Origin of the sequence: Streptomyces sp. M41(2017) (assembly GCF_002078175.1) — a bacterium.
In the GTDB taxonomy this organism is placed as follows: domain Bacteria; phylum Actinomycetota; class Actinomycetes; order Streptomycetales; family Streptomycetaceae; genus Streptomyces.
Window position 1 is genome coordinate 3,033,183 of the sequence record NZ_MWFK01000001.1, and the last position, 22,632, is coordinate 3,055,814.

General features: G+C 71.9%; 20 protein-coding genes. 15 read left to right on the plus strand and 5 right to left on the minus strand.

The genetic code is table 11. The features are described 5' to 3' along the window. Positions 1-75 precede the first annotated feature (75 nt). From B0675_RS13395 to B0675_RS13420, 6 genes are all read left to right on the plus strand, one after another. Entirely contained in the window at positions 76-648 is a 573-nt protein-coding gene (locus B0675_RS13395; RefSeq protein WP_081219021.1) for a hypothetical protein, read from the plus strand. A 360-nt stretch (positions 649-1,008) separates the two neighbouring features. Further along, on the plus strand, positions 1,009-1,392 hold the full coding sequence (locus B0675_RS13400; protein WP_081219022.1) for a hypothetical protein: 384 nt from the start codon (positions 1,009-1,011) through the stop codon (positions 1,390-1,392). A gap of 158 nt (positions 1,393-1,550) precedes the next feature. Further along, complete coding sequence (locus B0675_RS13405; RefSeq protein WP_081219023.1) at positions 1,551-2,168, plus strand: RNA polymerase sigma factor; 618 nt, start codon at positions 1,551-1,553, stop codon at positions 2,166-2,168. Between the two features lie 53 nt (positions 2,169-2,221). Then, complete coding sequence (locus B0675_RS13410) at positions 2,222-2,758, plus strand: hypothetical protein (RefSeq protein WP_081219024.1); 537 nt, start codon at positions 2,222-2,224, stop codon at positions 2,756-2,758. A 419-nt stretch (positions 2,759-3,177) separates the two neighbouring features. Then, positions 3,178-3,840 carry an RNA polymerase sigma factor gene (locus B0675_RS13415; protein ID WP_081219025.1) on the plus strand — a complete coding sequence of 221 codons (663 nt, stop codon included), beginning with the start codon at positions 3,178-3,180 and terminating at the stop codon, positions 3,838-3,840. Further along, entirely contained in the window at positions 3,840-4,916 is a 1,077-nt protein-coding gene (locus B0675_RS13420; RefSeq protein WP_081219026.1) for a hypothetical protein, read from the plus strand. The genes B0675_RS13415 and B0675_RS13420 overlap by 1 nt, the downstream gene beginning before the upstream one ends. A gap of 300 nt (positions 4,917-5,216) precedes the next feature. On the opposite strand, the gene B0675_RS13425 is transcribed toward B0675_RS13420, so the two are convergent. Next, the gene (locus B0675_RS13425; protein ID WP_179165291.1) at positions 5,217-6,062 is read right to left on the minus strand and encodes a L,D-transpeptidase family protein; all 846 of its coding nucleotides are present in this window, start codon (positions 6,060-6,062) and stop codon (positions 5,217-5,219) included. 329 nt (positions 6,063-6,391) lie between these two features. Between B0675_RS13425 and leuE the strand changes: the two genes are divergently transcribed. Next, positions 6,392-7,042 (plus strand): leucine efflux protein LeuE, encoded by a 651-nt coding sequence (leuE, locus tag B0675_RS13430; protein ID WP_081219028.1) that lies wholly within the window; start codon positions 6,392-6,394, stop codon positions 7,040-7,042. Positions 7,043-7,051: 9 nt separating this feature from the next. Here the strand turns inward: leuE and B0675_RS13435 are convergent, their stop codons facing one another. Then, entirely contained in the window at positions 7,052-8,521 is a 1,470-nt protein-coding gene (locus tag B0675_RS13435) for an FAD-dependent oxidoreductase (protein ID WP_081219029.1), read from the minus strand. 66 nt (positions 8,522-8,587) lie between these two features. Between B0675_RS13435 and B0675_RS13440 the strand changes: the two genes are divergently transcribed. Continuing rightward, complete coding sequence (locus B0675_RS13440) at positions 8,588-9,253, plus strand: TetR/AcrR family transcriptional regulator (RefSeq protein WP_081219030.1); 666 nt, start codon at positions 8,588-8,590, stop codon at positions 9,251-9,253. A 7-nt stretch (positions 9,254-9,260) separates the two neighbouring features. Here B0675_RS13440 and B0675_RS13445 read toward each other — a convergent pair whose 3' ends face one another. From B0675_RS13445 to B0675_RS13455, 3 genes are all read right to left on the minus strand, one after another. Beyond that, the gene (locus B0675_RS13445) at positions 9,261-10,382 is read right to left on the minus strand and encodes an acyltransferase (RefSeq protein ID WP_241539934.1); all 1,122 of its coding nucleotides are present in this window, start codon (positions 10,380-10,382) and stop codon (positions 9,261-9,263) included. A gap of 450 nt (positions 10,383-10,832) precedes the next feature. After that, entirely contained in the window at positions 10,833-12,167 is a 1,335-nt protein-coding gene (locus B0675_RS13450) for an alpha-2,8-polysialyltransferase family protein (protein WP_081219032.1), read from the minus strand. Beyond that, positions 12,164-13,144 (minus strand): glycosyltransferase family 2 protein, encoded by a 981-nt coding sequence (locus tag B0675_RS13455; RefSeq protein WP_081219033.1) that lies wholly within the window; start codon positions 13,142-13,144, stop codon positions 12,164-12,166. The genes B0675_RS13450 and B0675_RS13455 overlap by 4 nt, the downstream gene beginning before the upstream one ends. A 198-nt stretch (positions 13,145-13,342) precedes the next feature. Here B0675_RS13455 and B0675_RS13460 point away from each other — a divergent pair, with 198 nt between their 5' ends. The 7 genes from B0675_RS13460 to B0675_RS13490 all read left to right on the plus strand — a co-directional run bounded on the left by B0675_RS13460 (position 13,343) and on the right by B0675_RS13490 (position 22,499). Further along, positions 13,343-14,686: a DUF6716 putative glycosyltransferase gene (locus tag B0675_RS13460; RefSeq protein WP_081219034.1), complete on the plus strand. Its 1,344-nt coding sequence runs from the start codon at positions 13,343-13,345 to the stop codon at positions 14,684-14,686. Positions 14,687-14,760: 74 nt separating this feature from the next. Beyond that, positions 14,761-16,068 (plus strand): N-acylneuraminate cytidylyltransferase, encoded by a 1,308-nt coding sequence (locus B0675_RS13465; RefSeq protein ID WP_081219035.1) that lies wholly within the window; start codon positions 14,761-14,763, stop codon positions 16,066-16,068. Positions 16,069-16,082: 14 nt separating this feature from the next. Beyond that, positions 16,083-17,021, plus strand: a complete 939-nt coding sequence (locus B0675_RS13470) for an N-acetylneuraminate synthase family protein (protein ID WP_081219036.1) — start codon at positions 16,083-16,085, stop codon at positions 17,019-17,021. 38 nt (positions 17,022-17,059) lie between these two features. Further along, positions 17,060-18,139 carry a hypothetical protein gene (locus B0675_RS13475; RefSeq protein WP_081219037.1) on the plus strand — a complete coding sequence of 360 codons (1,080 nt, stop codon included), beginning with the start codon at positions 17,060-17,062 and terminating at the stop codon, positions 18,137-18,139. A gap of 438 nt (positions 18,140-18,577) precedes the next feature. Then, on the plus strand, positions 18,578-19,798 hold the full coding sequence (locus tag B0675_RS13480) for a M20 family metallopeptidase (protein WP_081219038.1): 1,221 nt from the start codon (positions 18,578-18,580) through the stop codon (positions 19,796-19,798). 288 nt (positions 19,799-20,086) lie between these two features. Then, the gene (locus B0675_RS13485; protein ID WP_081219039.1) at positions 20,087-21,139 is read left to right on the plus strand and encodes a BMP family ABC transporter substrate-binding protein; all 1,053 of its coding nucleotides are present in this window, start codon (positions 20,087-20,089) and stop codon (positions 21,137-21,139) included. 310 nt (positions 21,140-21,449) lie between these two features. Next, entirely contained in the window at positions 21,450-22,499 is a 1,050-nt protein-coding gene (locus tag B0675_RS13490) for a BMP family ABC transporter substrate-binding protein (protein WP_081219040.1), read from the plus strand. Positions 22,500-22,632: the final 133 nt, after the last annotated feature.

The following is a 22,632-nucleotide window of genomic DNA, read 5'->3' on the forward strand; positions in this document are numbered from 1 at the left end:
CGTTGCACGCAGTAAGGGGAAGTGCGGGCTCCGTAAAGCGAGGGCGCCCTGTTGAGGCATTTCGAGGGAGTCGTGATGAGTCTGGTGGAACTGATCGCTCAGGCCGACGAGAGAAGTCTGGCAGCGAGCGGTCTGGCTTGTTTGGATCGGTGCGTTCCGCTGCTGGGCGGTGACGACGACGTCCTGCGCCCCCTGTGGGCGTGCCTCGTGGAGGCGGACGCCTGGGCCGAGTGGGGCACGCGTCTGGAGCAGGCGCGCGTCAAGCTGGACCCGGGGGTGCCCGAGCCGCCCGTCACCGACGAGGACCACGCGGCCCTCCTCACCCGCCTGATGCTCGACACCGTTCCGGAGCGGCCCTCGGAGGGGGAGTTGCGCGCCTGGGCGGACGTCTGCTCGCTGACGGCGCTGCGGGCGCATCGCCGTCTCGACCACGCCGACGACACCACGTCCTGGCCGACGGTGCGCGAGGAGGGCCGCACGGAGGGGCTGTCCCCGCTCGTCTCCGCCGAACTGCGCCGCCAGACCGCCGTCCTGGAGCTCCTCGCCGAACACGGCACGGGCGGACTGCGGTTCGTGCTGGACACGTCGGTCGAGGCCCGGCGCGTCCTGCGGGCGGTGGTGGCGCGCAGGGCGCGGGGACGGGCGTAGGACACGCGGAGACGGGGGCGACGGCCGGCGGCGGTCGGGGGAACTCCGGGCCGGCGGGGGCCGGGAGGACCCCGGCCCCGCGTTCCCGGCGGTCGCAGCCGGACGTCGACGGATCCGGCCCCGCGCCGCTCGGACCGGCGCGGGCCGGGCCTGCGGCGGCCTCGGCCGCCTCGGTGTCCGCGGTGTCCGGGTGTCCGCGGTGTGCGCGTGGCTCGGGACGGCCCGGCGGACGGCTGCCAAACCTGCGTGCCTGGGGGGTTCCTGTGAGTGTCCTGGGGTGGAGATGGCGGTCCTGGGACGGTGTCGCGAACCCCCGCCGATCCGGGTGACGAATCAGGCCGCCGCCACGCTCTACCGAATGTGAACGCTCCTCGGACAACCAGGCCTTCAGCTGCGACGAAGCCCGTTCGCTGGGCGGCCGACTCGGTCGCGACCATGCGGGAGGGCGCCCGTCTGCGCCTCGACTACTCCGCGCAGAGTCTGTGGCGGGTCGACCGCATGATCGACGAGATACGCAGGGAGGGAGCACCGTACGCAGCCGTCGAGAGCGTGCTGCGCGGGTTCGGCGCGTACGCCGGTGAGGTCGTCGCCCGCCGTACGGGCGCCGAGTGGTGGGAGACCGGTGGCGAACACTGGCTGCGCACCCCCGACGGCCGCCTCTGGGACCCGATCGACGAGGCCCGTCGCGCCTATGTGGGCGACGGCTCCCTGCGTCTGCTGTGCCGCGAGGCCACGCGGCGGTAGCCGGCCGTCCGGCGCGGACGCCGCCGGGGGCGGTCCGGGGCAGCTGACGTGCTGTGACATTTCCGTGGGGACCGGCGCTGATGACCATGAGGGTGTCGGCGCGGTCGGCCGTGTCGGCAGAACACACTCGGGCGAACTCGGCGTGAACGAGGACAGTGTTGGGCCAGGGAGGGGAACCCCGCCGCGGGCGGCCGTACGACGCGGAACTGGGCGTGGCCGTCGCGCGGGCGCAGGAGGGTGACGAGGCCGCCTTCGCCGTCGCGTACCGGACCGTGCAGCCCGGACTGCTCGGATACCTGCGCGGGATCGTCGGGGACGACGCGGAGGACGTGGCGTCCGAGGCCTGGCTGGAGATCGCCCGGGACCTGGGGCGGTTCCGCGGTGACGGCGCGGGGTTCCGCGGCTGGACCGCGACCATCGCGCGGCACCGCGCGCTGGACCATCTGCGGCGGCTGAAGGCACGGCCCCGGGGCACGCCCATCGAGCAGGACGTGCTGGAACTGCCCGGCGGACACAGCACGCATGACGAGGCGTTGGAGACGCTGTCCACGGAGTACGCGCTGGAGCTGGTCGCGGGGCTGCCGCGCGACCAGGCCGAGGCGGTTCTGCTGCGCGTTGTCGTCGGCCTCGACGGACCGGCCGCGGCGCGGGTGCTCGGCAAACGCCCGGGCGCGGTGCGCACCTCCGCCCACCGGGGTCTCAAGCGGCTCGCGCGCCTGCTCGCGGCCGAGGGTGTGACGGACGAGGCGCCCCCGACGCTGGGGGATGCGGGATGAACCCCGGAGCGGCGGGCTGAGAGGGAACCGGCATGGGACCGGACGGAGTGCCTGTGGAACCCAGGAAGGCGGCGGACCCCACGGGGCCCGGCGGGAGTGAACGGCGGGGCGACGACGGTTCCCCCGGCCGTCGGGTCGCCGACGCCACGGGCCCCGGCGCCGACTCCGGCGGACGGGTCGCTCTCAGGGGCGGCGGAGGCGGACGTGGTGTCGCCCTCGGGGTACGGGCCGCCGTCGGGTCGCTGCTCGCCGCCGCCATGCGCGGTCGCTCGGTTGACGGCGAGGCGGAGGCGCACGCCGTCGCCGCCTTCCGTGCCGCCCGGGACGACGGAGCGCACGCCGCCCCCACCCGCCGACGGGACGACTGGCGCCACCGGAGGGGCGCGGGCACGACCGGGAGCAGGGCGAACGCCGAACGGCCGGGGGACGCGGGGGAGACGGGGGAGGCGGGGAACACGTCGGACGCGGGAGCGCCGGACACGGCGACCTTCCCGGCGGAAACGGTGGGAGCGGCGGAGGCGACCGGCGGGGCGGCCGGAGCGACGGCGGTGGCTCGGGTTCAGCGGCAGGCCGGGGACCGTACGGATTGAGCCACGGCCGGGCCGGGCGGAGCCGGTGCATGTGCCGAGGAGTGGTGCCGATGGCAACGGCCGGGGCCGCCACCCCCCACAGGAGAGGCCCCGACCGTCGCGCGGCACGGGCCGCGCGGCGGCCCGTACTCAGTACAGCGCCGCGACTGCGTTTTGTGTCACACCTCGCTCCGTCACCAGGTAGTTGCACGTTGTACGAACATGGACGGGGAGCTGTTTCAGGCCGTAACGTTCCATTCGCGCCGGGTGCGGACGACCGACGGGACCGTGACCACGGGGACCGGAGACCGCGGGCCGCGTGGGCCTGTGACCAGAACCACGCGGGACCCGGGACCGCGACCATTCATCGAGGAAGCACGACGGCGAGACAACCGGTCCGCGAGAGCGGTACCGGACGGGGCGCACAGAGGGGCGCGGGGGTGCTGGGGGACGACGCGGAGCTGACCGCCGCGGTGCGTGCTGCGCAGGACGGGGACGAGACCGCGTTCCGGACTGTGTACCGCGCCGTGCACCCACGGCTGCTCGGCTACGTACGGACGCTGGTCGGAGAACCGGACGCGGAGGACGTCACGTCCGAGGCCTGGCTGCAGATCGCCCGCGACCTGGAGCGGTTCAGCGGAGACGCGGACCGGTTCCGCGGCTGGGCGGCGCGGATAGCCCGCAACCGCGCCCTGGACCACATACGGATGCGCGGACGCCGCCCCGCGACGGCCGGCGACGAGACCGAACTGGCCGGCCGGCCCGCCGAGTCCGACACCGCGACCGAGGCCATCGAGTCGCTGGCCACCGACAGCACTCTCTCGCTCATCGCCCAGCTCCCCCAGGACCAGGCGGAAGCCGTCGTCCTGCGGGTCGTGGTCGGCCTCGACGCCAAGTCCGCGGCCGAGACGCTGGGCAAGCGTCCGGGCGCCGTCCGCACGGCGGCGCACCGCGGTCTGAAGCGGCTCGCGGAGCTGCTCGACGCGGATGCGGAATCCACCGGCGCGCTTGACGCCGTTCCCCAGCAAAGAGGATCGCGCACCCGCGCGGTGACGTCCGCCGGTGTGACGCATACGCGTTCGCGGACGCAGAAGGACATGTGATGGCCGACGAGCACTACAGGTGGCTGGACGCCGACGCCGTGGAGCGTCTGCTGCGCGGAGAGCCGCTGGAAGCCGTCGACGCGGACACGCGCGAGCAGGTGGAGCGGCTCGCCGGAGCACTCGACGCCCTGATCGCCGAACCCGCCCCGAACAGCGACGAACTCCCCGGCGAGGCAGCCGCGTTGGCCGCGTTCCGTAAGGCGCGCGAGAACGCCGACGGAGCCGCCGCGCCGCTCGGCCGGCGCGATCTCGCGCGCTCCGCGGCCCATGCCGCCGACGCCGGTCTCGTACGGATCGGGCGGCCGGCCGCGCACGGACGGCGCACCCGGTGGGGGCGCCCCACCCGGATCGGGCTCGCCGCCGTGCTGGCCGCCGGGATGGTCGGCGGGGTCGCCGTCGCGGCCGGAACCGGAGCGTTGCCGACGCCGTTCACCCGCCAACACCCGGACCCCGCCGCCTCGGTCACGGCGATCCGGACTCCCGACCGTCCGCTCGGCTCCCCCGGGCCCACCGTCTCCGGCGGCATCGGTTCCGTGGTGCCGTCGCCCGACGGCCCCTCGGGCCGGCCGTCGGGCGACGCGCCGACGTCCGCGGGGCCGGACACCGCCGACGCGTCGGGCCGGCCCGGCGACGACGCCACCGAGAGTGCCGACCGCGATCCCGCGTGGTTGAACCGGGCGCGTACGTACTGCCGTGACGTGCTCGACGGCAAGGACCTCGCCGGGGAGCGCCGCCAGCTCCTGGAGCACGCGGCCGGAGGCGGCCGCAGGATCAAGCTGTACTGCGCGGGCCTGCTCGGCCGCCGGGCCGGCGCCGGTGACGGCAAGAGCGCAGGGGACGACGGCAAGCAGGGCTCGGGCCGCGGGTCCGGCCAGGACGGCCGGGACGACCGCGGGGACCAGGGCGACGACGACGGACACCACATAGGGCGCGGCAACGACCCCCGGGGCAACGGGGGCGTCGTCGCCCCCGTACGGCCCGGGCACCCCGCCCCGGTCCGGCGCCTGCCGGTCAGGCCCGGGACGTCCCCGGCGCCCCGGCCTGCGGCGACGCCGCTGCCCGCTCCCTCTCCGTGAGGCGCGGGGCCCGGTGCGGCCGCCCCTCGGGTCGCCGCTTCCGGGAGTCCGGCCTCCGCCCGACCAGGTGGTACGCCGCTGACCTGCAGTTTCGTTTTTCCTTGAACTTTTCCTCCGGCCCGGTGTGACGTTTTCAGCCGCCGTGACGCAGTAAGGGGTGAGCCGACTGGTCATCGGCCGTCGCACGGAGCCGGGGTTCCCCCCGTACCCACGGCTCCGTGCACCTGGCGCGGGCGGGACACGTTCCCCCGGTCCCGCCCGCGCCCCACTCCTTTCCCGCCCCACCCCCGCAGCGCCCCGTCACCAGTAGACGACGACCTTGTCGCCGTTCCGGACCTGCGCGAACAGGGCCGACACCTTGCTCTGGTCACGGACGTTGACGCAGCCGTGCGAGGCGCCGTAGTAGCCGCGCGCGGCGAAGTCCGAGGAGTAGTGCACGGCCTGGCCGCCGCTGAAGAACATCGCGTACGGCATGGACGTGTGGTAGAGCGTCGACACGTGATGGCGTGACTTGAAGTAGACGGTGAACACGCCCTCGCGGGTCGGCGTGTACTGCGAGCCGAACCGCACGTCCATCTCCGAGACGGTCCTGCCGTCGACCATCCAGCGCAGGGTGCGGCTGGTCTTGCTGACGCACAGCACCCGCCCCGTCAGACAGCGCGGATCGGGCTTCGCGGCCGGCTGCCCGCCGTACGGGTACAGCTCCCAGTCGGCCGGATCGTGCGTCATCTTCTTCAGACGCTGCCAGGTGACGGCGTCCATCTGCCCGGTGCTCGGCAGCCCCCGCTTGCTCTGGAACCCCTTGACGGCCGCGACCGTACGGTCGTCGTACGTCCCCGTCGGCGGGGTGATCAGCCAGGCGACCTGGTGCAGCCGGGCCTGCGCCGAGCGGATGTCGTCCCCCCGGTCGCCGCTCGACCAGAGGACCTTGGCGGGGACTCCCTTCGAGGCGGCCGGGGTGCCGGCCCTGCCCTCGGCGCCGGTCGTCGGCTTGTCGTCGTCGCCCTTACCGGGCGCGAGCGAACCGTCGATCCGCACGGGCGCCGCGGTCTTCCCCGACGCGTCCACACCCTGTGCCGTGCAGCCGCTCAGCGCGGCCAGCGCCACCAGCGCGGCCAACGGTCTCTTCATCCCTGTGGTACGCATCCGGACCCCTGTTCCACCCGTCCTGTCGTGCACATCAGGCCCCCCTCTCGCCCCGCGCCCCCTGAGATGCTCCCCGCGGGTGACCGGTCACGAACCAGGCGGCATGGGGGCAGCGAACACGAGAACCCCCCGCCCCCACGGACGCACATGCGGTCGAGGACGTTCCGACCTGGGCGATTCCTCCGTATGGGTGAGCGGGAACGGAGTCCGCGCGCCCGGGCCGTGCTCACCACGCTCCCCGGCGGCGAACGACCCGCCCGGGCCCCGGCCATGACGGACGTGTGAGACGGGGCGGTGCGGTGTCGTAGGTGCGTGCGACACTCACTTTCATGCTTGGTGTCATCGATCTCCCCACCTATCTGGCGGGGCTTGTGCTGATTGTCCTGTTGCCGGGACCGAACTCCTTGTACGTGCTGTCGGTCGCCGCCCGGAAGGGTGTGCGTACGGGGTACAGGGCCGCCGCGGGTGTGTGGTGCGGGGACACCGTGCTCATGACGCTCTCCGCGGCCGGTGTCGCGTCGCTGCTGCAGGCGAACGAGGTGCTGTTCGGGATCGTGAAGTACGCGGGCGCCGGCTATCTGACCTGGCTGGCGTTCGGAATGCTGCGGGCCGCGTGGACGATGTGGCGGGCCCGCCGGGAGGCCGCCGTCGAGAGCGCGGAGGCCGAGCCGGTGGCCGGGGAGCGGCCGTTCCGGCGAGCGTTCGTGATCAGCCTCTTCAACCCGAAGGCGATCCTGTTCTTCGTCGCCTTCTTCGTGCAGTTCGTCGACCCCGGCTACGCCTACCCGGCGCTCTCCTTCGTCGTGCTCGGCGCCTTCGCCCAGCTCGCGAGCTTCCTCTACCTGACCGCGCTGATCTTCAGCGGTACGCGGCTCGCGGCCGCCTTCCGCCGCCGGCGGCGCCTCTCCGCCGGCGCCACCACCGCGGCCGGCGCCCTCTTCCTCGGCTTCGCGGTCAAGCTCACGCTCGCCAGTGCCTGAGACCCGCCCTCAGCCGAGGGGCAGGCCCACCGTGGCCGCGTACGCCGGCAGCGTGCTCGTCGTGCTGCCGGCCCAGCCGACGTAGCCGTCGGGGCGGACGAGGAAGACGCCGCTGCCGTACTTCTGGCACGCGTCGACGCGAGCCGTACGGACGCCCGGCAGTGCCCGCGGTTCCTCGTCCATGCCGACCGTCAGCAGCGTCCAGTGCGGTCCCCGGAACACATCGAAGAGCCGGACGCCGCCGACCGTCGCGTCGGGGGCCCGGTCACCGGCTCGCAGCGCTCCGTCCGGCAGCTCCGTGCGGGTCTCCACCGCGAGGGACGAGCCCCGGTAGCCGAGGCCGAGTTGACGGGTCGCCGCCCCGCGCCGGGTCTCGCCGCGGTGCACCCGCGTCGACAGGCCGAGCATGTCGGCGGCGACGGGCCGCCGTTCCGCCTCGTAGGTGTCGAGAAGGGCGGCCGGTGCCGCGCCGCTCAGCACCGCGCCCAGCTTCCAGCCCAGGTTGTAGGCGTCCTGGACGCTGGTGTTGAGCCCCTGCCCGCCGGCCGGCGAGTGCACGTGCGCCGCGTCCCCGGCGAGGAAGACCCGGCCTGCCCGGAAGCGGTCCGCGAGGGCGGCACGTGGCCGGAAGTCCGAGGCCCACCGCACCTCGGTCACGTCCTCGGGCGCGAGATGGGAGCGCGCGGCGACGGTCTTCCGGGTGCCCTCCAGGGACAGGTCGACGTCCGTGCCCTCCGGGAACTGCGCCACGGCCTGGAAGTCCTCCGTGCCGGCCAGCGGGCAGATCGCCAGGAAGCCGCCGGAGTCCGGGCTCGGCGGGAAGACGTGCCAGTTGTCGCGGTCGAGGCCGGTGATCCGGACGTCCGCGACGAGCAGGGGATGCGGGTCGACGGTCTCCCCGGTCATGGCGATCCCGAGCGCGCGCCGCACGACGGAGCGACCCCCGTCCGCGGCGACGACGTACCGGGCGTGGACCGGCGCCCCGGAGGCGAACTCCACGGTCACACCGGCCCCGTCGTCGCCGGCCGCGTCGCCACCGGACCTCTCGGTCTCCTCGATCCCGACGACCTCGCGGCCGAAGGCGACCCGTCCGCCGAGTTCCTCCAGACGCGCGAAGAGGATCTCCTGCGTACGCCACTGCGGCACCATCCACGGTGTCGAGTACGGCGAGTCGTCGGTCGTGTCGGCCGGGTCGAACATCCGGTGCTCGCCGGCGCGCCGGCCGTCCTGCCAGATCATCCCCACCGGGTACTCGCCGCCCGCCGCCCGGATCGCGTCGAGCACGCCGAGGTCGTCGAAGACCTCCATGGTGCGCGGCTGGATGCCCTTGCCGCGTGAGCCGGGGAAGAGCGCGCCGGCCCGCTCGACGACCAGGGCGTCCACCCCGCGCCGGGCGAGATCCGCGCCGAGGGCGAGACCGGTCGGGCCCGCGCCGATGACGAGTACGTCCACGGTGTCCTTGTCGGTGCGCACGTCCATCCACTCCTTAACGCCGTTAAGTTCCTTGCTTCGGAGCATGCGCTTAACGGCGTTAAACTGTCAAGCGTGGCCACCGAGAGAACTCCGAGGACCCAGCGCCCCCGGCTGGACAAGAAGCAGGTCGTCGAGACCGCCCTGCGGCTGCTCAACACGACGGGCCTCGACGGCCTGACGCTGCGGGCGATCGCCAAGGAGCTGGACGTGCAGGCGCCCGCGCTCTACTGGCACTTCAGGAACAAGCAGGAACTGCTCGACGAGATGGCCACCGAGATGTACCGACGGATGGCCGCGGACGTGGGGGAGGACGCGGAGGGCGGCTGGCGGGAGCGGCTGCTCGCCGCCAACCGCGGACTGCGCGCGGCCCTGCTGAGCTACCGCGACGGCGCGAAGGTCTTCAGCGGATCACGCTTCAACGGCACCGTGCACGCGGTCGAGATGGAGCGCACGCTGAGGCTCTTCACCGACGCGGGCTTCACCCTCGACCAGGCGGTCCGCGCGGCCACCACCGCGTATCTCTACACGCTCGGCTACGTCACCGAGGAGCAGGGCGTCCAGCCCCTGCCGGGCGAGCGGCGCGAGGGCTACGACGTACAGGAACGCGCCCGCCGCATGGCCGACTTCCCTCTGTCGGCTGCGGCGGGCGCGGAGATCTTCGAGAACTACGAACGGCACTTCGAGGAGGGTCTGGAGCTGGTCGTGGCCGGTATCGAGACGCTCTACGGGATCGGCTGAGAAGGCGTCACCGGAGGGCCGGCTGCGGGCGCGGCTTCGCCAGGGCCGAGCGCAGCCTCGGAGTGAGCCGGTTCTCCACGAAGCGGTTCAGCAGCCAGGCCAGGAGCAGCATCGTGACGACCGTCGCCGGGAAGGTGGCGTAGGACGGCAGGTGCAGGGTCCGGTGATAGGCCTGGATGGCGACCCAGCCCAGGTGTTCGTGTACGAGGTAGAACGGGTACGTGAGCGCGCCCGCGACCGTCAGCCAGCGCCAGTTGGCCCAGTTCAGCCAGCCCAGGGCGATCGCGGCGACGGCGACGTAGCCGAAGGTGACGACCAGCATGATCCCGAGGGCCGAGCGGTCGGAGAAGAACTGGGGGTTCGGGGCGTGCCACAGGCGGTCGACGGCGTAGTGCTGGCCGATCAGCCAGCTCACCCCGACGATGCCCCAGGCGTACGCGTCCCGGCGGTCGCGGTGGACGAGGTAGAGGCCGACGCCGCCGATGAAGTACGGGGCGTACTCCGGCATCAGGACCATGTTGAGGAGCGGTTCGTTCACACCCTGCGCGACGGCCGCCGCCAGGGTCCAGCCCGCGCAGAACAGGATCACGCGCCGCCGGTCGGCGCCGGGCAGCACGATGCAGAGCGCGAAGAGGGCGTAGAAGCGGACCTCCGCCCACAGGGTCCAGCAGACGCCCAGTACCCGGTCCACGCCCAGCGGCTGCTGGAGCATCGTCAGATTGAGCAGCGCGTCGCTCGGCGAGACCGCCTTGTACGCGACGACGGGCAGCGCGAACACCGCGGTGACGATGATGATGGCGGCCCAGTACGCGGGCAGCAGCCGGGAGGCGCGCGAGGCGAAGAAGGAGCGCAGGGGCCGGCCCCAGCCGCTCATGCAGATGACGAAGCCGCTGATGACGAAGAAGACCTGCACGCCGAGGCAGCCGTACGCGAACAGCTGGTGCAGGGCGGGGAACTGGTGCTTCGGCGAGGTGCCCCAGGCCTGCGTGACCTCGCCGTCCCGGCCGCCGTAGTGGTAGCACGCCACCATCAGGGCCGCGATCAGCCGCAGGCCGTCCAGGGCGCGCAGCCGGTTCTCCCGGCGGGCCGCGGGCTTGGGCGCGGCAGGCGTCTCGGCAGGAGGCAGCACCGTGCGGACCACGGTGCCGGTTGACGTCCCGCGGGCCTCCTCGGGCGTGTCGATCACAAGGTTCCCCTCCATGGGACTCAGCTGGCCCACAGCACGTTAGTCCGATAGTCGGGGATGCTTGCGCCATGGCGAGGCCGGTTCGTCGTCCCGCCCACAGGCGTTCACCTGTGCGATACCCCGGTGTTGACAACTCTTCCGAATCGTCACAAATCGCCCAAGCGCTCTAAGGTGCGGCCGAACACGTGTCGGGGAACGACGGCGGTCCGGAACGAGGCCGGAACGGCAGAGCGGGGAGCGGGGCCCGGCCGCATCCGGCCGCTCCCCGCTCCCCGCTCCTCCGCCACCGGACCACGGCGCCTTCCCGGCCGCCCCGGATGCCGTCAGGCGCTCCGGTGGCGGCCTCCGCCGTGACCGGAGCCGAAGGCCCGCCGCAGTGCCGTACGGCCCGCCTCAGCGCCCCACGGCCCGCTTCAGCGAGCGGGCCCGCCGGGCGACCCGGCGGACCGTGGCGTTGCGCGGGATGAACGCGAGCTGTGCCGGGACCGCGCCCGGCAGAGCCAGCGAGGTGAGGCGCTTGCGCTTGAAGTAGCGCCAGGTGTGCTGGTCCAGATGCCGCGTCAGATAGCTCTCGGCCGCCGGGCGCAGATCGGGGTGGATCTTGGGCTGCATCGCGAAGCCCACGGCCCGCAGCAGCTTCGTCACGTCCGCCACGTCCATGCCGGTGCGCTGTCCCGTCACGGCCGCCCGGTCCGACAGCTCGGGCAGCAGCGCGTCGACGATCGTGACCGGGACCCGGTTGCTGTTCTCGTACGGGGTGAGGCGGTCCAGCAGCGAGCCGGTGCCGACCCGGGCGACCGGCAGGCCGTACAGCGCGGACGCCGTGAGCAGTGCCGTCGAGAAGCAGCCGACGACCAGGGCGGGCCGCATGCGCTGGTACAGGACCTCGGCGAGGACCGGGGTGTCGACCACCGTGAGGTCCGCCCCGAGCCGCTCCGCCTCGCGCTCCAGCAGGCGCGACCAGCGGGCCGGCGCCGTCGGGTGCGGCTTGAACACCACACGGGTGTGGCCGAGGGCGATCGCGCCCTTCAGCATCCGTACGTGGAGGTCCTCCTCTTCCTCGGCGGTGAGGATGCCGAGTGCGGAGAGGTACTGGCCGAGCAGCAGCGCCGGTTCGTCCAGGGCGGGCAGCGCGTCGCCGGTGTCCACGAGTTGCGCGAGCACCTTCACGAACGCGTCCGTGGGCACGATCTCCGGTTCGACGCCGAACTCGGTGAGCAGCAGCGGCGTGAGACCGGGGACCAGGTCCAGGTGCAGCAGCCGGGTCACCCGGGTGCCGACCAGCGGGTCGATCTTGTTGCGGGTGGGCCCGTAGCTCATCAGACCGTCGGCGTAGACGGTGACGGGCGCTCCCATGAAGATCTGCGAGATGCCGAGCGCCGGGTTGACCTGGATCGACTCCACGGCCAGCTCGACGTCGTCGTCGCCGAGGTTCCAGGCGAGCCGCAGGTGCCGCTCCCACAGCGGTACGTCGTCCGGGCGCGGGGCCCAACCGCCGGGGTGGAACGGGGAGATGGTCTCGTTCCAGGAGATGACGTCGTCGAAGCGGCCGCGCAGCTGCTCGAAGCCGGGCATCTCGTCCACGCCGGGCGTCGTCTCGGGCGTCGCCGCGTTGTTCGAGACGAGCAGGATGCGCCGGTCGGCGGGCCCGAAGCCGTCGGTGTCGAGGGCCGCGGCGAGCGTGGCCGTTCCGTACAGCGTGGACGCCATGAAGATCTGGGTGGTCACGCGGCCACCCCCGCGGTCGGCGCGGGGCGCCGGCGCAGTCGGCGCAGCCGTGTGGCGCGCTGCACGTCCATGGAGTCGAGGGCTTCGTCGAGCACGTCCTGCGGCATGCGCCGCAGCGTGACGGCGCTCATGGACTTCAATTTCCGTGCCACCGCCGGCTCGAACCTTTCGATGGATCCCAGGTGATGGGAAATGATCGCGCAATAGGTGCGCACGGCTTTCGGCAGCAGTTTGTCCGCGTCCCGGTCCTCGGCTGTTTCGGCCACCACCTGGTCGAACGCGCGAATGAAATCGAGTTGGCGCACATCGCCGATCTGGGTGAGCGAGGAGGCGACACCACGCCGGTAGAACACGCCCAGCAGCCCCACGGTGGCGAAGGATTCGGCCTCCCGGTGCAGCTTCCAGATCCACGGCCGGTCCTCGGCCGTGCGCAGCCCGTCGGTGAAGTGGAGCAGCCCGCGGTCGACGAGCCGGCGGTGGTAGATGCCCGCCCAGGCGTAGGCGTAGTCGACGGAGGTGGACCGGTCTGCGGGGAGGATGGCGTCGCGCGGATTCAGGACGACTCCGCGGCGGCCGTGCGGGACACGGTGCACCGAACGGGCCCGCGCCGTGCACTGGACATGGTCCGTGCGCACGAAGTCGCAGCCCAGGTCCTCGATGGAGGACAGGAGTTGTTCGTAGTAACCGGGGGCGAGCCAGTCGTCCCCGTCGAGGAACGTGAGGTACTCGCCACGCGCTCTGTCGATCCCGGTGTTGCGCGCGGTGGCCAGTCCTCCGTTCTTCTCGTGTCTGACATACACCGCGCCCGGGAGCTCGCGCTCCGCGCGCGCGAGAATGTCCGGTGTCTCGTCGCGCGAGCAGTCGTCGACGAGAATGAATTCGAAGTCCTGTCGTGCGTTCGCACGCAGGCTCTTCAGAGTGTCTGGCGCGTATTGCTGCACGTTGTAGAACGGCACGATGACGGAGAGCTTGACCACCCCTGTGACGTTAGGGGGCGGCCCGGCATTCGTCTTGACCGTTGGTGGGATACGAGGTGAACGACGCGTGGCGGTACCGTGAACCACGTCGTTTTCCGGGGCGTTCGCGGGCTGATTCGCCATTCGTCGGTGTGCTGTTAACCGTTTGTTGCATTCTGGTTGGGCCGCTCCTCGAAATGGCTTCCTAGCGTCTAGGACGTGCCAGCAAGTACCACGAAGTCCCTGCGGGTGGCCGTCCTCGCGGATTCCGACACCCGGTGGAAATGGGGTTCGCTCACCGCGACCCGCATCGCCCCGGCCGAGTCGGACGTCCGCCTCGACGGATTCCTCCTGCGCGGCCGTGCCACCCCGACCGCCCGCCAGCTCGAAGAGGTCGGCGTCCGAGCGGACTCCCTCCGCGAGGTCACCGCCGTCGAGTTCCTGCGTGAGCTGGGCAAGGAGAGCGACGAGGGCCGAACCCGCGACACCCACGACAACTACGACGTGGTCGTCCTCGCCCTGGTCGGCGGTGCCGTCCAGGCGGTGCTGCACGGCCTGGCCCGCGCCTGGGAGGGACGGGCGAAGCGGCCCCTGGTCGTCACCGGCTACGTCGGCGTCGTCTACGAGAAGCTCGCCGACGGTCTGCTGCTGCGGCACGGCGCGGACCTGGTCCTCGCCAACTCCCGTCAGGACGCGGACCGTTTCCGGGCCGTGTACGAGGGGGTCGGCGCCGACGCCGGGTCGGTGACCGAGGTCGCGCTGCCCTTCCTCGGCGGGGCCGCGTACACCGAGAACGACCCCTACACGGTCGTCTTCGCCGCCCAGCCCTCCGTACCGGAGAACCGCAAGGACCGTACGTACCTGCTCGACCGGCTGATCCGGCACGCACGGCTGCACCCGGACCGCGAGGTCCTGCTCAAGCTGCGCTCCAGGCCGGGCGAACACACCACGCACATCGAGGAACTGCCCTACCAGAAGCTGGTGCAGAAGGCGGACCCGCCGGCCAACTTCCGGCTGGTCTACGGACACATGGGCGAGGTCCTCGACCGCACCGACCTGCTGGTCACCATCAGCTCGACGGCCGCCCTGGAATCCCTGCACCGCCGCATCCCCACCGTCGTCCTCAGCGACCTCGGGGTGCGCGAGGCGCTCGGCAACCACCACTTCGTGGGCTCCGGCTGCCTCGCCTCCTGGGACCAGCTCGACGAGGGGCACCGCCCGGTGCCCGACGCGGCCTGGGTCGCCCGGCAGGGCGTCGCGGCCGAGGGAGGCGCGTACGAGAGGGCCTTCGACGCCGCCCGGACGCGCATCACCGAGCTGCTGGAGGCGGACGAGCTGCCGCCCCTGGCCCCCTACTACACACCCGTCACCGCGCCCGGCTACCTGCCCGGCATCCTCGCCCGCCATCACCTCGGCCCGGACGGCAGCCCGCTGCCCGGCGCCCCCGCCGCGGACCGGGAGCCCAGCCCCGTACGGCAGATCGTGCGCCGGGCCGCCCGCGGCGCCTACCGCCACGGCGTCCAGCGCGTCGCCCCCGTCATCCGGCGGATGGGCGACCTGTGACGGCCCCGGAACCCGGCGGCGCCCGGCGCCGCGCACCCCACGCCTCTCTCGCCTCCCGTCAAGGAGAACAGCGCATGACCAACTCGGAAGCGGGCCACCCCGCGCCGGTGCGCCGCGTGCTCGCGGTGATCCCCGCGCGCGGCGGCTCCAAGGGCGTGCCCGCGAAGAACCTCCTCCCCGTCGGCGGCGTCCCGCTGGTGGCCCGCGCGGTGCGCGAGTGCCGCTCCGCCCGCCTCGTGACGGACGTCGTGGTCTCCACCGACGACCAGGCCATCGCCGCCGCAGCCCGCCAGGCCGGCGCCGAGGTCGTGCTGCGGCCCGCCGCCATCGCCGGCGACACCGCCACCTCCGAGGCCGCCGTCCTGCACGCCATGGACGCCCACGAGGCGCTGCACGGCTCCCCGGTCGACGTGGTGCTGCTCGTGCAGTGCACCAGCCCCTTCATCATCCGCGAGGACGTGGACGGTGTGGTGAACGCGATCCTCGCGGAGGGTGCCGACACCGCCCTGACCGTGGCGCCCTTCCACGGCTTCGTGTGGCGGGACGCCGACGACGACCCGGCCGCCCCGGTGGCCGCCGACACCGGCCGCACGGCCGTCGCGGGCGGCACCGACACCCTCGTCGCCGACACCGCCGTCAGCGGCGGCTACGGCGTCAACCACGACAAGTCCTTCCGGCCGCGCCGCCAGGACCGCCCGCAGGACCTGCTGGAGACCGGCGCCGTCTACGCCATGGAGGCCACCGGCTTCCGCGCGGCCAGGCACCGCTTCTTCGGCCGCACCGAACTCGTGCGCACCGACCCGGCCCGCGTGCTGGAGATCGACGACCCGCACGACCTCGCCCGCGCCCGGGCCCTCGCGCCGCTCTTCGACGCGACCAGGCCCGGCTCCCTCCCGACCGCCGCCGACATCGACGCGGTCGTCCTCGACTTCGACGGCACCCAGACCGACGACAGGGTGCTGATCGACTCCGACGGACGGGAGTTCGTCTCCGTGCACCGCGGGGACGGACTCGGTATCGCCGCCCTCCGCAGAAGCGGACTGACGATGCTGATCCTGTCCACGGAACAGAACCCGGTCGTCGCCGCCCGGGCCCGGAAGCTCAAGATCCCGGTCCTGCACGGCATCGACCGGAAAGACCTCGCACTGAAGCAGTGGTGCGAGGAGCAGGGCATCGCGCCTGAGCGCGTGCTCTACGTCGGCAACGACGTCAACGACCTCCCCTGCTTCGCCCTCGTGGGCTGGCCGGTGGCGGTCGCGAGCGCCCACGACGTCGTGCGCGGCGCCGCACGCGCGGTCACCACCGTCCCTGGTGGCGACGGCGCGATCCGAGAGATCGCCAGCTGGATCCTCGGCCCTTCTCTCGACTCCCTCGACAAGTAAGGAACCTCCCCACCATGAGCACCAACTCCCGCCTGCGCCAGTTCGGTTCGAAGACCGCCGGTCCCGGCCACCCCGTCTACGTCGTCGGCGAGATCGGCATCAACCACAACGGTGAGCTGGAGAACGCCTTCAAGCTCATCGACGCGGCCGCCGAGGCCGGCTGCGACGCCGTCAAGTTCCAGAAGCGCACCCCGGAGATCTGCACCCCGCGCGACCAGTGGGACATCGAGCGCGACACCCCCTGGGGCCGCATGACCTACATCGACTACCGCCACCGTGTGGAGTTCGGTGAGGACGAGTACCGCCAGATCGACGAGTACGCCAAGAGCAAGAACATCGACTGGTTCGCCTCCCCGTGGGACACCGAGGCCGTCGCCTTCCTGGAGAAGTTCGACGTCCCGGCCCACAAGGTCGCCTCCGCCTCGCTGACCGACGACGAACTGCTCCGCGCCCTGCGCGGCACCGGCCGCACGGTCATCCTCTCCACCGGCATGTCGACGCCGAAGCAGATCCGTCACGCGGTCGAGGTCCTCGGCAGCGACAACATCCTGATGTGCCACGCGACGTCGACCTACCCGGCGCAGGCCGAGGAGCTCAACCTCCGCGTCATCAACACCCTCCAGGCCGAGTTCCCGAACGTCCCGATCGGCTACTCCGGTCACGAGACGGGCCTGCAGACCACCCTCGCCGCGGTCGCCCTCGGCGCCACCTTCGTCGAGCGCCACATCACCCTCGACCGCGCGATGTGGGGCTCCGACCAGGCCGCCTCCGTCGAGCCGCAGGGCCTCACCCGCCTCGTCCGCGACATCCGCACCATCGAGGCCTCCCTCGGTGACGGCGTCAAGAAGGTCTACGAGTCGGAGCTCGGCCCGATGAAGAAGCTGCGCCGTGTCCCGGGCGTCGTCGCCGAGGCCGAGATCGCCGCGGCCGCGGGCGAGCCCGTCTCGGTCTGAACGCCCTGAACTCCTTACGACGGGACGGTCGTACGACGATGAGCCCCCGCGCCGGATCCATCGGCTCCCACACTCTCGCCTTCGTCGAGAGCCCGGTACAGCTCCTGAACGTGCTGGAGTGGGCGCACACCCAGGCCCACGACGCCGCGGCACCCGGCGCGGGGTTCACCCTCGTCGTCCTCTCTCCCAACGACCCGATGACCCGCGGGCAGCTCCGTCGCATGGCGGAGCTGGCCCGCGACGAGGGTCACACGGTCCGCTGGGAGGAGGCCCGCGGCGGCACCACGGCCCCCTTCCACACCATCGGGGGACTGGCGCCCATGCTGCGCCGCGCCCGGCGGATCGTCATGGGGGACCCGTTCTCCCGGTACGTGCAGCTGTTGCTGACCATCACCCGGGCACAGGACCTGGTCGTGGTCGACGACGGCACGGCGACGATGGAGTTCGTCGCCCAACTCGCGGGCGGGGAAAGGCTGGTGCGCTGGCACCGGCGCGGAGGCCGGCCCGGACCGCGGGACGTCCTCTTCGCCCCCGTCTCCGGAGCGGCCCGCCGCAGACTCACGCCGAACGACCGGCGCAGCGTCGAGGTGTTCTCCTCGATGCCGATCGACTCGGCACCGGACGGCGTCCGGATCACCGCCAACGACTTCTCCTGGACCCGGTCCCGGTTCGGGCCGCCGCGCATCACCAAGGGCGCGGACCTGGTCGGCACCTCGCTCGTCGAGACGGGCGTCGTCGACCCGGACCGCTACCTGGACGCGGTCCGCGGGCTCGCGAAGGCCCACGGCGCCACCCGCTACTTCGCGCACCGCCGGGAGAGCACCGACAAGCTCCACCGGCTGGCGGTGGAGACGGGGCTGGAGATCGTCCGCCCCGACCTGCCGCTGGAACTGATCGCCCGCCGCGGCCCCATAGGGCGGACCATCCTGAGCTTCCCCTCCACGGTCGTGCACACGCTGCCGCTGGCCCTGGTCGGCACCGACGTGCGGGTCGCGGTCTGCGACATCGACCCGAGCTGGCTCACGGAGAACGCCTCGCCCCGCGCCCAGGGCTTCCTCTCGGGAGTCACGGGAACGGCCCGCGACGTCCACCGCCTCTCGGCGGTGTCCGCCGTCTGACCGCAGGACCGGGGCCGCGCCCCGGTCCGCACGACACCCCACCCCGAGCCCGGCGCCCACCGCGCCGGGCTCCTCGCGTCCGTCACCCGCCCGCGCGCGACGAGTGACACAGCGTGACGGCACGAGGGTGCCTCGACCACGCCTCCGGAAATCGGTCGCGCTCGTGTGAGACCGTGGAGAACAGGTGCGGGAAGGGACCCGGGCACGCCGGGTGTTCTCCGTACGGATCGGCGGGCGACCCCCGGCCGAGTCGGATCACAGCCGGTCACCAGCCCCGTCCAAGATCCAAACGTCCGAAAAGCCGGGCGAGTTTACCCATCCCCGAAGACAGCCATGCGTGGCGCGGCCAGTTTTTCTTCCCCTAACGGGCTGAACTTTTGTTGATCGTGGGTTAGTTGGCCGCCCGATCGCCTTACCCTTCAAAGGGTGAACCAACTGATGACCCGAGAGTCCGAGGCCGATCTCCCCGGGGAACCGTTGCTCCCCGGCGCGCTGCCCGAGGCACTGCGCGCCGAACTCGTGGCGTTCCGACGCGACTTGCACATGCACCCCGAGCTCGGCAACCAGGAGTTCCGCACCACCGCCGCGATCAAGGCGCGCCTGGAGCAGGCGGGCCTCGCGCCGCGCGTCCTCGCCATCGGGACCGGCCTCATCTGTGACATCGGAGGCCCGGACGACGTACGCCCCCGGCTGGCGCTGCGCGCCGACATCGACGCGCTCCCCATTCCGGACACGAAGAGTGACTGCGCGTACCGCTCCACGGTTCCCGACCGCGCCCACGCCTGCGGTCACGACATCCACACCACGGTCGTGCTCGGCGCCGGCCTCGTCCTCGCCGACCTGCACGCCCAGGGCCTGCTGCCCCGCCCCGTGCGGCTGATCTTCCAGCCCGCCGAGGAGGTGCTGCCGGGCGGCGCCCCGGACGCGATCGACTCGGGGGTCCTCGACGGCGTGGGCCGGATCGTCGGCGTGCACTGCGACCCGAAGGTCGACGCGGGGCGCATCGGACTGCGACACGGCGCCATCACCTCGGCGTGCGACCGGCTCGAAGTGTCCCTGGACGGCGCGGGCGGACATACCGCGCGCCCCCACCTGACCACGGACCTCGTCACGGCCGCCGCCCGCGTGGTCACCGACGTGCCGGCGCTCGTCGGCAAGCGCGTGGACGCCCGCAGCGGGCTCGCGGTGACCTGGGGGCGCATCGAGTCGGGCCACGCCTGCAACGTGATCCCGCAGCACGCCGAGCTGTCCGGAACCGTGCGCTGCCTGGATCTCGATGCCTGGCGGGCCGCGCCCGACCTCGTGCACGCGGCCATCGACGAGATCGCCAACCTCTACCGCGCGAAGTCCGAGATCAACTACATCCGGGGCGTGCCTCCGGTGGTGAACGACCCGGCCGTCACGGACCTGCTCCGCGACGCGATGACCGCCCGGCGCGGCGCGCAGTCCATCGAGGACACCGAGCAGAGCCTCGGCGGCGAGGACTTCTCCTGGTACCTGGAGCACGTGCCCGGAGCGATGGCCCGCCTCGGGGTCCGCACGCCCGGTGACCGCACCACCCGCGACCTGCACCGGGGCGACTTCGACGCGGACGAGCACGCGATCACGGTCGGGGTGGAGATGTTCACCGCCGCGGCCCTCCTGGACGAGCTGGTCTGAGGTCGGCGGGCGCGTCCGGTGACTCCGGTCGCGCCCTCGTGCCCCCCGTCGTAGCGTGGTGTCCCGCCACGTGACAGCGCGTGGCGGCCGGTCACATGTCGACCGTCGGGCCGTGGGCGGTGCATCCCCGAACGCACCTTTCGGTCCCGTGGTTCACAAGGACGTAACCGGCCATCGGCACGAATGGATAACGGCCACGCGGAACCCCGTTCCCTGGATGGTCTACGCGCGTTAATGTGCGCCGAACTCAGCACCCACTGCGGGGCTTTGGAGAATGGGGAGCTTCAGATGCGTCGGATAGCCAGCCTGACCCGCGTCGCGGTGGGGGTCGCGTCGCTCGCACTCGCCGCCACGGCCTGCGGCGGCACCAGCAACGACAGCGGCGGCAGCAGCGACAGCAGCAAGGACGCCAAGGGCCTCGCCATCGCGTACGACGTCGGCGGCAAGGGCGACCAGTCCTTCAACGACGCGGCGTTCTCCGGCCTGGAGAAGGCCCAGAAGGAGTTCGGCTACAAGACGGCCGACATCGAGCCCACCGACGGTGAGACGGACGCCGACAAGGAGCAGCGCCTGTCGTCGCTCGCCAAGCAGGGCTACAACCCGGTCATCGGCATCGGCTTCGCCTACGGTCCCGCTCTGGAGGCCGTCGCCAAGAAGTACCCGAAGACCACCTTCGGCATCGTCGACTCGGTCGTGGAGGGCAAGAACGTCGCCTCCCTGGTCTTCTCCGAGCAGGAGGCGTCCTACCTCGCCGGTGTCGCGGCGGCCAAGGCCACCAAGACCAACACCGTGGGCTTCGTGGGCGGCGTGGACGTTCCCCTCATCCACAAGTTCGAGGCCGGCTACACGCAGGGCGTCAAGGACACCAAGCCGAGCGTGAAGGTCCTCTCGCAGTACCTGACGCAGACCGCCGAGGAGGGCGGCTTCTCCAGCCCCGACAAGGGCAAGGCCGCCGCCGAGGGCCAGCTGGAGAAGGGCGCCGACGTCATCTACGCCGCGGCCGGCCTGTCCGGTCAGGGTGTCATCGAGGCCGCCTCGAAGGCCGGCAAGTACGCGATCGGTGTCGACTCCGACCAGTACAAGCAGGAGGCGCTCGCCAAGTACAAGGGCGCCATCCTGACCTCCGCGCTCAAGGACGTCGGTGGTTCGGTCTACACGCTGGCCAAGTCGGTCCACGACGGCAAGCCGCTGACCGGCACGCAGACCTTCGACCTCAAGGTGAACGGTGTCGGCCTCGCCGACAGCAACCCGAAGATGGCGGAGATCCCCGGCCTCACCGACGCGGTGGCCAAGGCCAAGGCGGCCATCGTCGACGGCACCATCAAGGTCAAGACCTCGTAGTCGTCCCGGAGTGGGGTGATGCGCGGCGGGCCGGACCCGCCGGCGCCACCCGGCATCACCCGGACGCGTCATGACGGAGCGGGCGGGCACCCCAGGTGCCCGCCCGCTCCGTCGTCCGTCCGCGGGGTCACCCATAGCCACGGTGTCTTTGCGGTCGGCAAGCCCCGGGCCCGTCGGCGGGTGGCGTCGGGCACAGCCGCATAACAAGGTGGACAGAAGGGGTTTTCTAGTTGGTCTACGCGCGTTAATCTGCGGCGAAGCCAGCGCCGAAGCTGAACCGTCAGGCGCTTGTACGACAGGAGCACAACGAATGCGCCGGGTTACCCGCATCGCGCTCGCAGGTACTGCGACCGCCTCTCTCGCCCTCGCCCTCTCCGCCTGTGGCGGCACCTCGACCTCCAGCTCGTCCTCGGACAGCAAGGGCGACAAGGGCCTCGCCATCGCGTACGACGTCGGTGGCAAGGGCGACCAGTCCTTCAACGACGCCGCGTTCGAGGGTCTGAAGCAGGCCAAGGCCGAGTTCAAGTACGAGACCGCCGACGTCGAGCCCACGGACGGCGAGACGGACGCGGACAAGGAGCAGCGCCTCGTCTCGCTGGCCAAGCAGGGCTACAACCCGGTCGTCGGCATCGGCTACGCCTACGGCCCGGCCGTCAAGGCCGCCGCCGCGAAGTACCCGAAGACCACCTTCGGCATCGTCGACGACTCCACCGTCACGGCGAAGAACGTCGCGGACCTGGTCTTCTCCGAGCAGGAGGCGTCCTACCTCGCCGGTGTCGCGGCGGCCAAGGCCACCAAGACCAACACCGTGGGCTTCGTCGGCGGCGTGGACGTTCCGCTGATCCACAAGTTCGAGGCCGGCTTCGAGCAGGGCGTCAAGGACACCAAGCCCGGCGTGAAGGTCCTCTCGCAGTACCTGACCCAGACGGCCCAGGAGGGTGGCTTCTCCAGCCCCGACAAGGGCAAGACGGCCGCCGAGGGCCAGATAGAGAAGAAGGCCGACGTCGTCTACGCGGCGGCCGGTCTGTCCGGTCAGGGTGTCATCGAGGCCGCCTCCGCCAAGAAGGTCTGGGCGATCGGTGTCGACTCCGACCAGTACCGGCAGGAAGCCCTCGCCAAGTTCAAGGACTCGATCCTGACCTCGGCCACCAAGGACGTCGCCAAGGCGGTCTACAACGTGGCTAAGTCGGTCAAGGACGGTAAGCCGGAGAGCGGTATCGTACGGGGCGATCTGAAGTCGGGTGAGGTCGGTCTGGCCGACTCCAACCCGGAGTTCAAGAGCAACACCGCGATCCAGGACGCCGTCAAGGCGGCCCAGGAGAAGATCATCAGCGGCGAGATCAAGGTCAAGTCCAGCTGACGAGCAAGACCTCAGGAGCAGCCAATGCGGTCCCGGGAAGGTGTGGGTACGCCTCCGTGTCGTCGGACACGGGGTGAGGCCCGTACCGCCCCGGACCCGCTTGGTAACCGTGGGGTTACGTCCGCTCAACGGG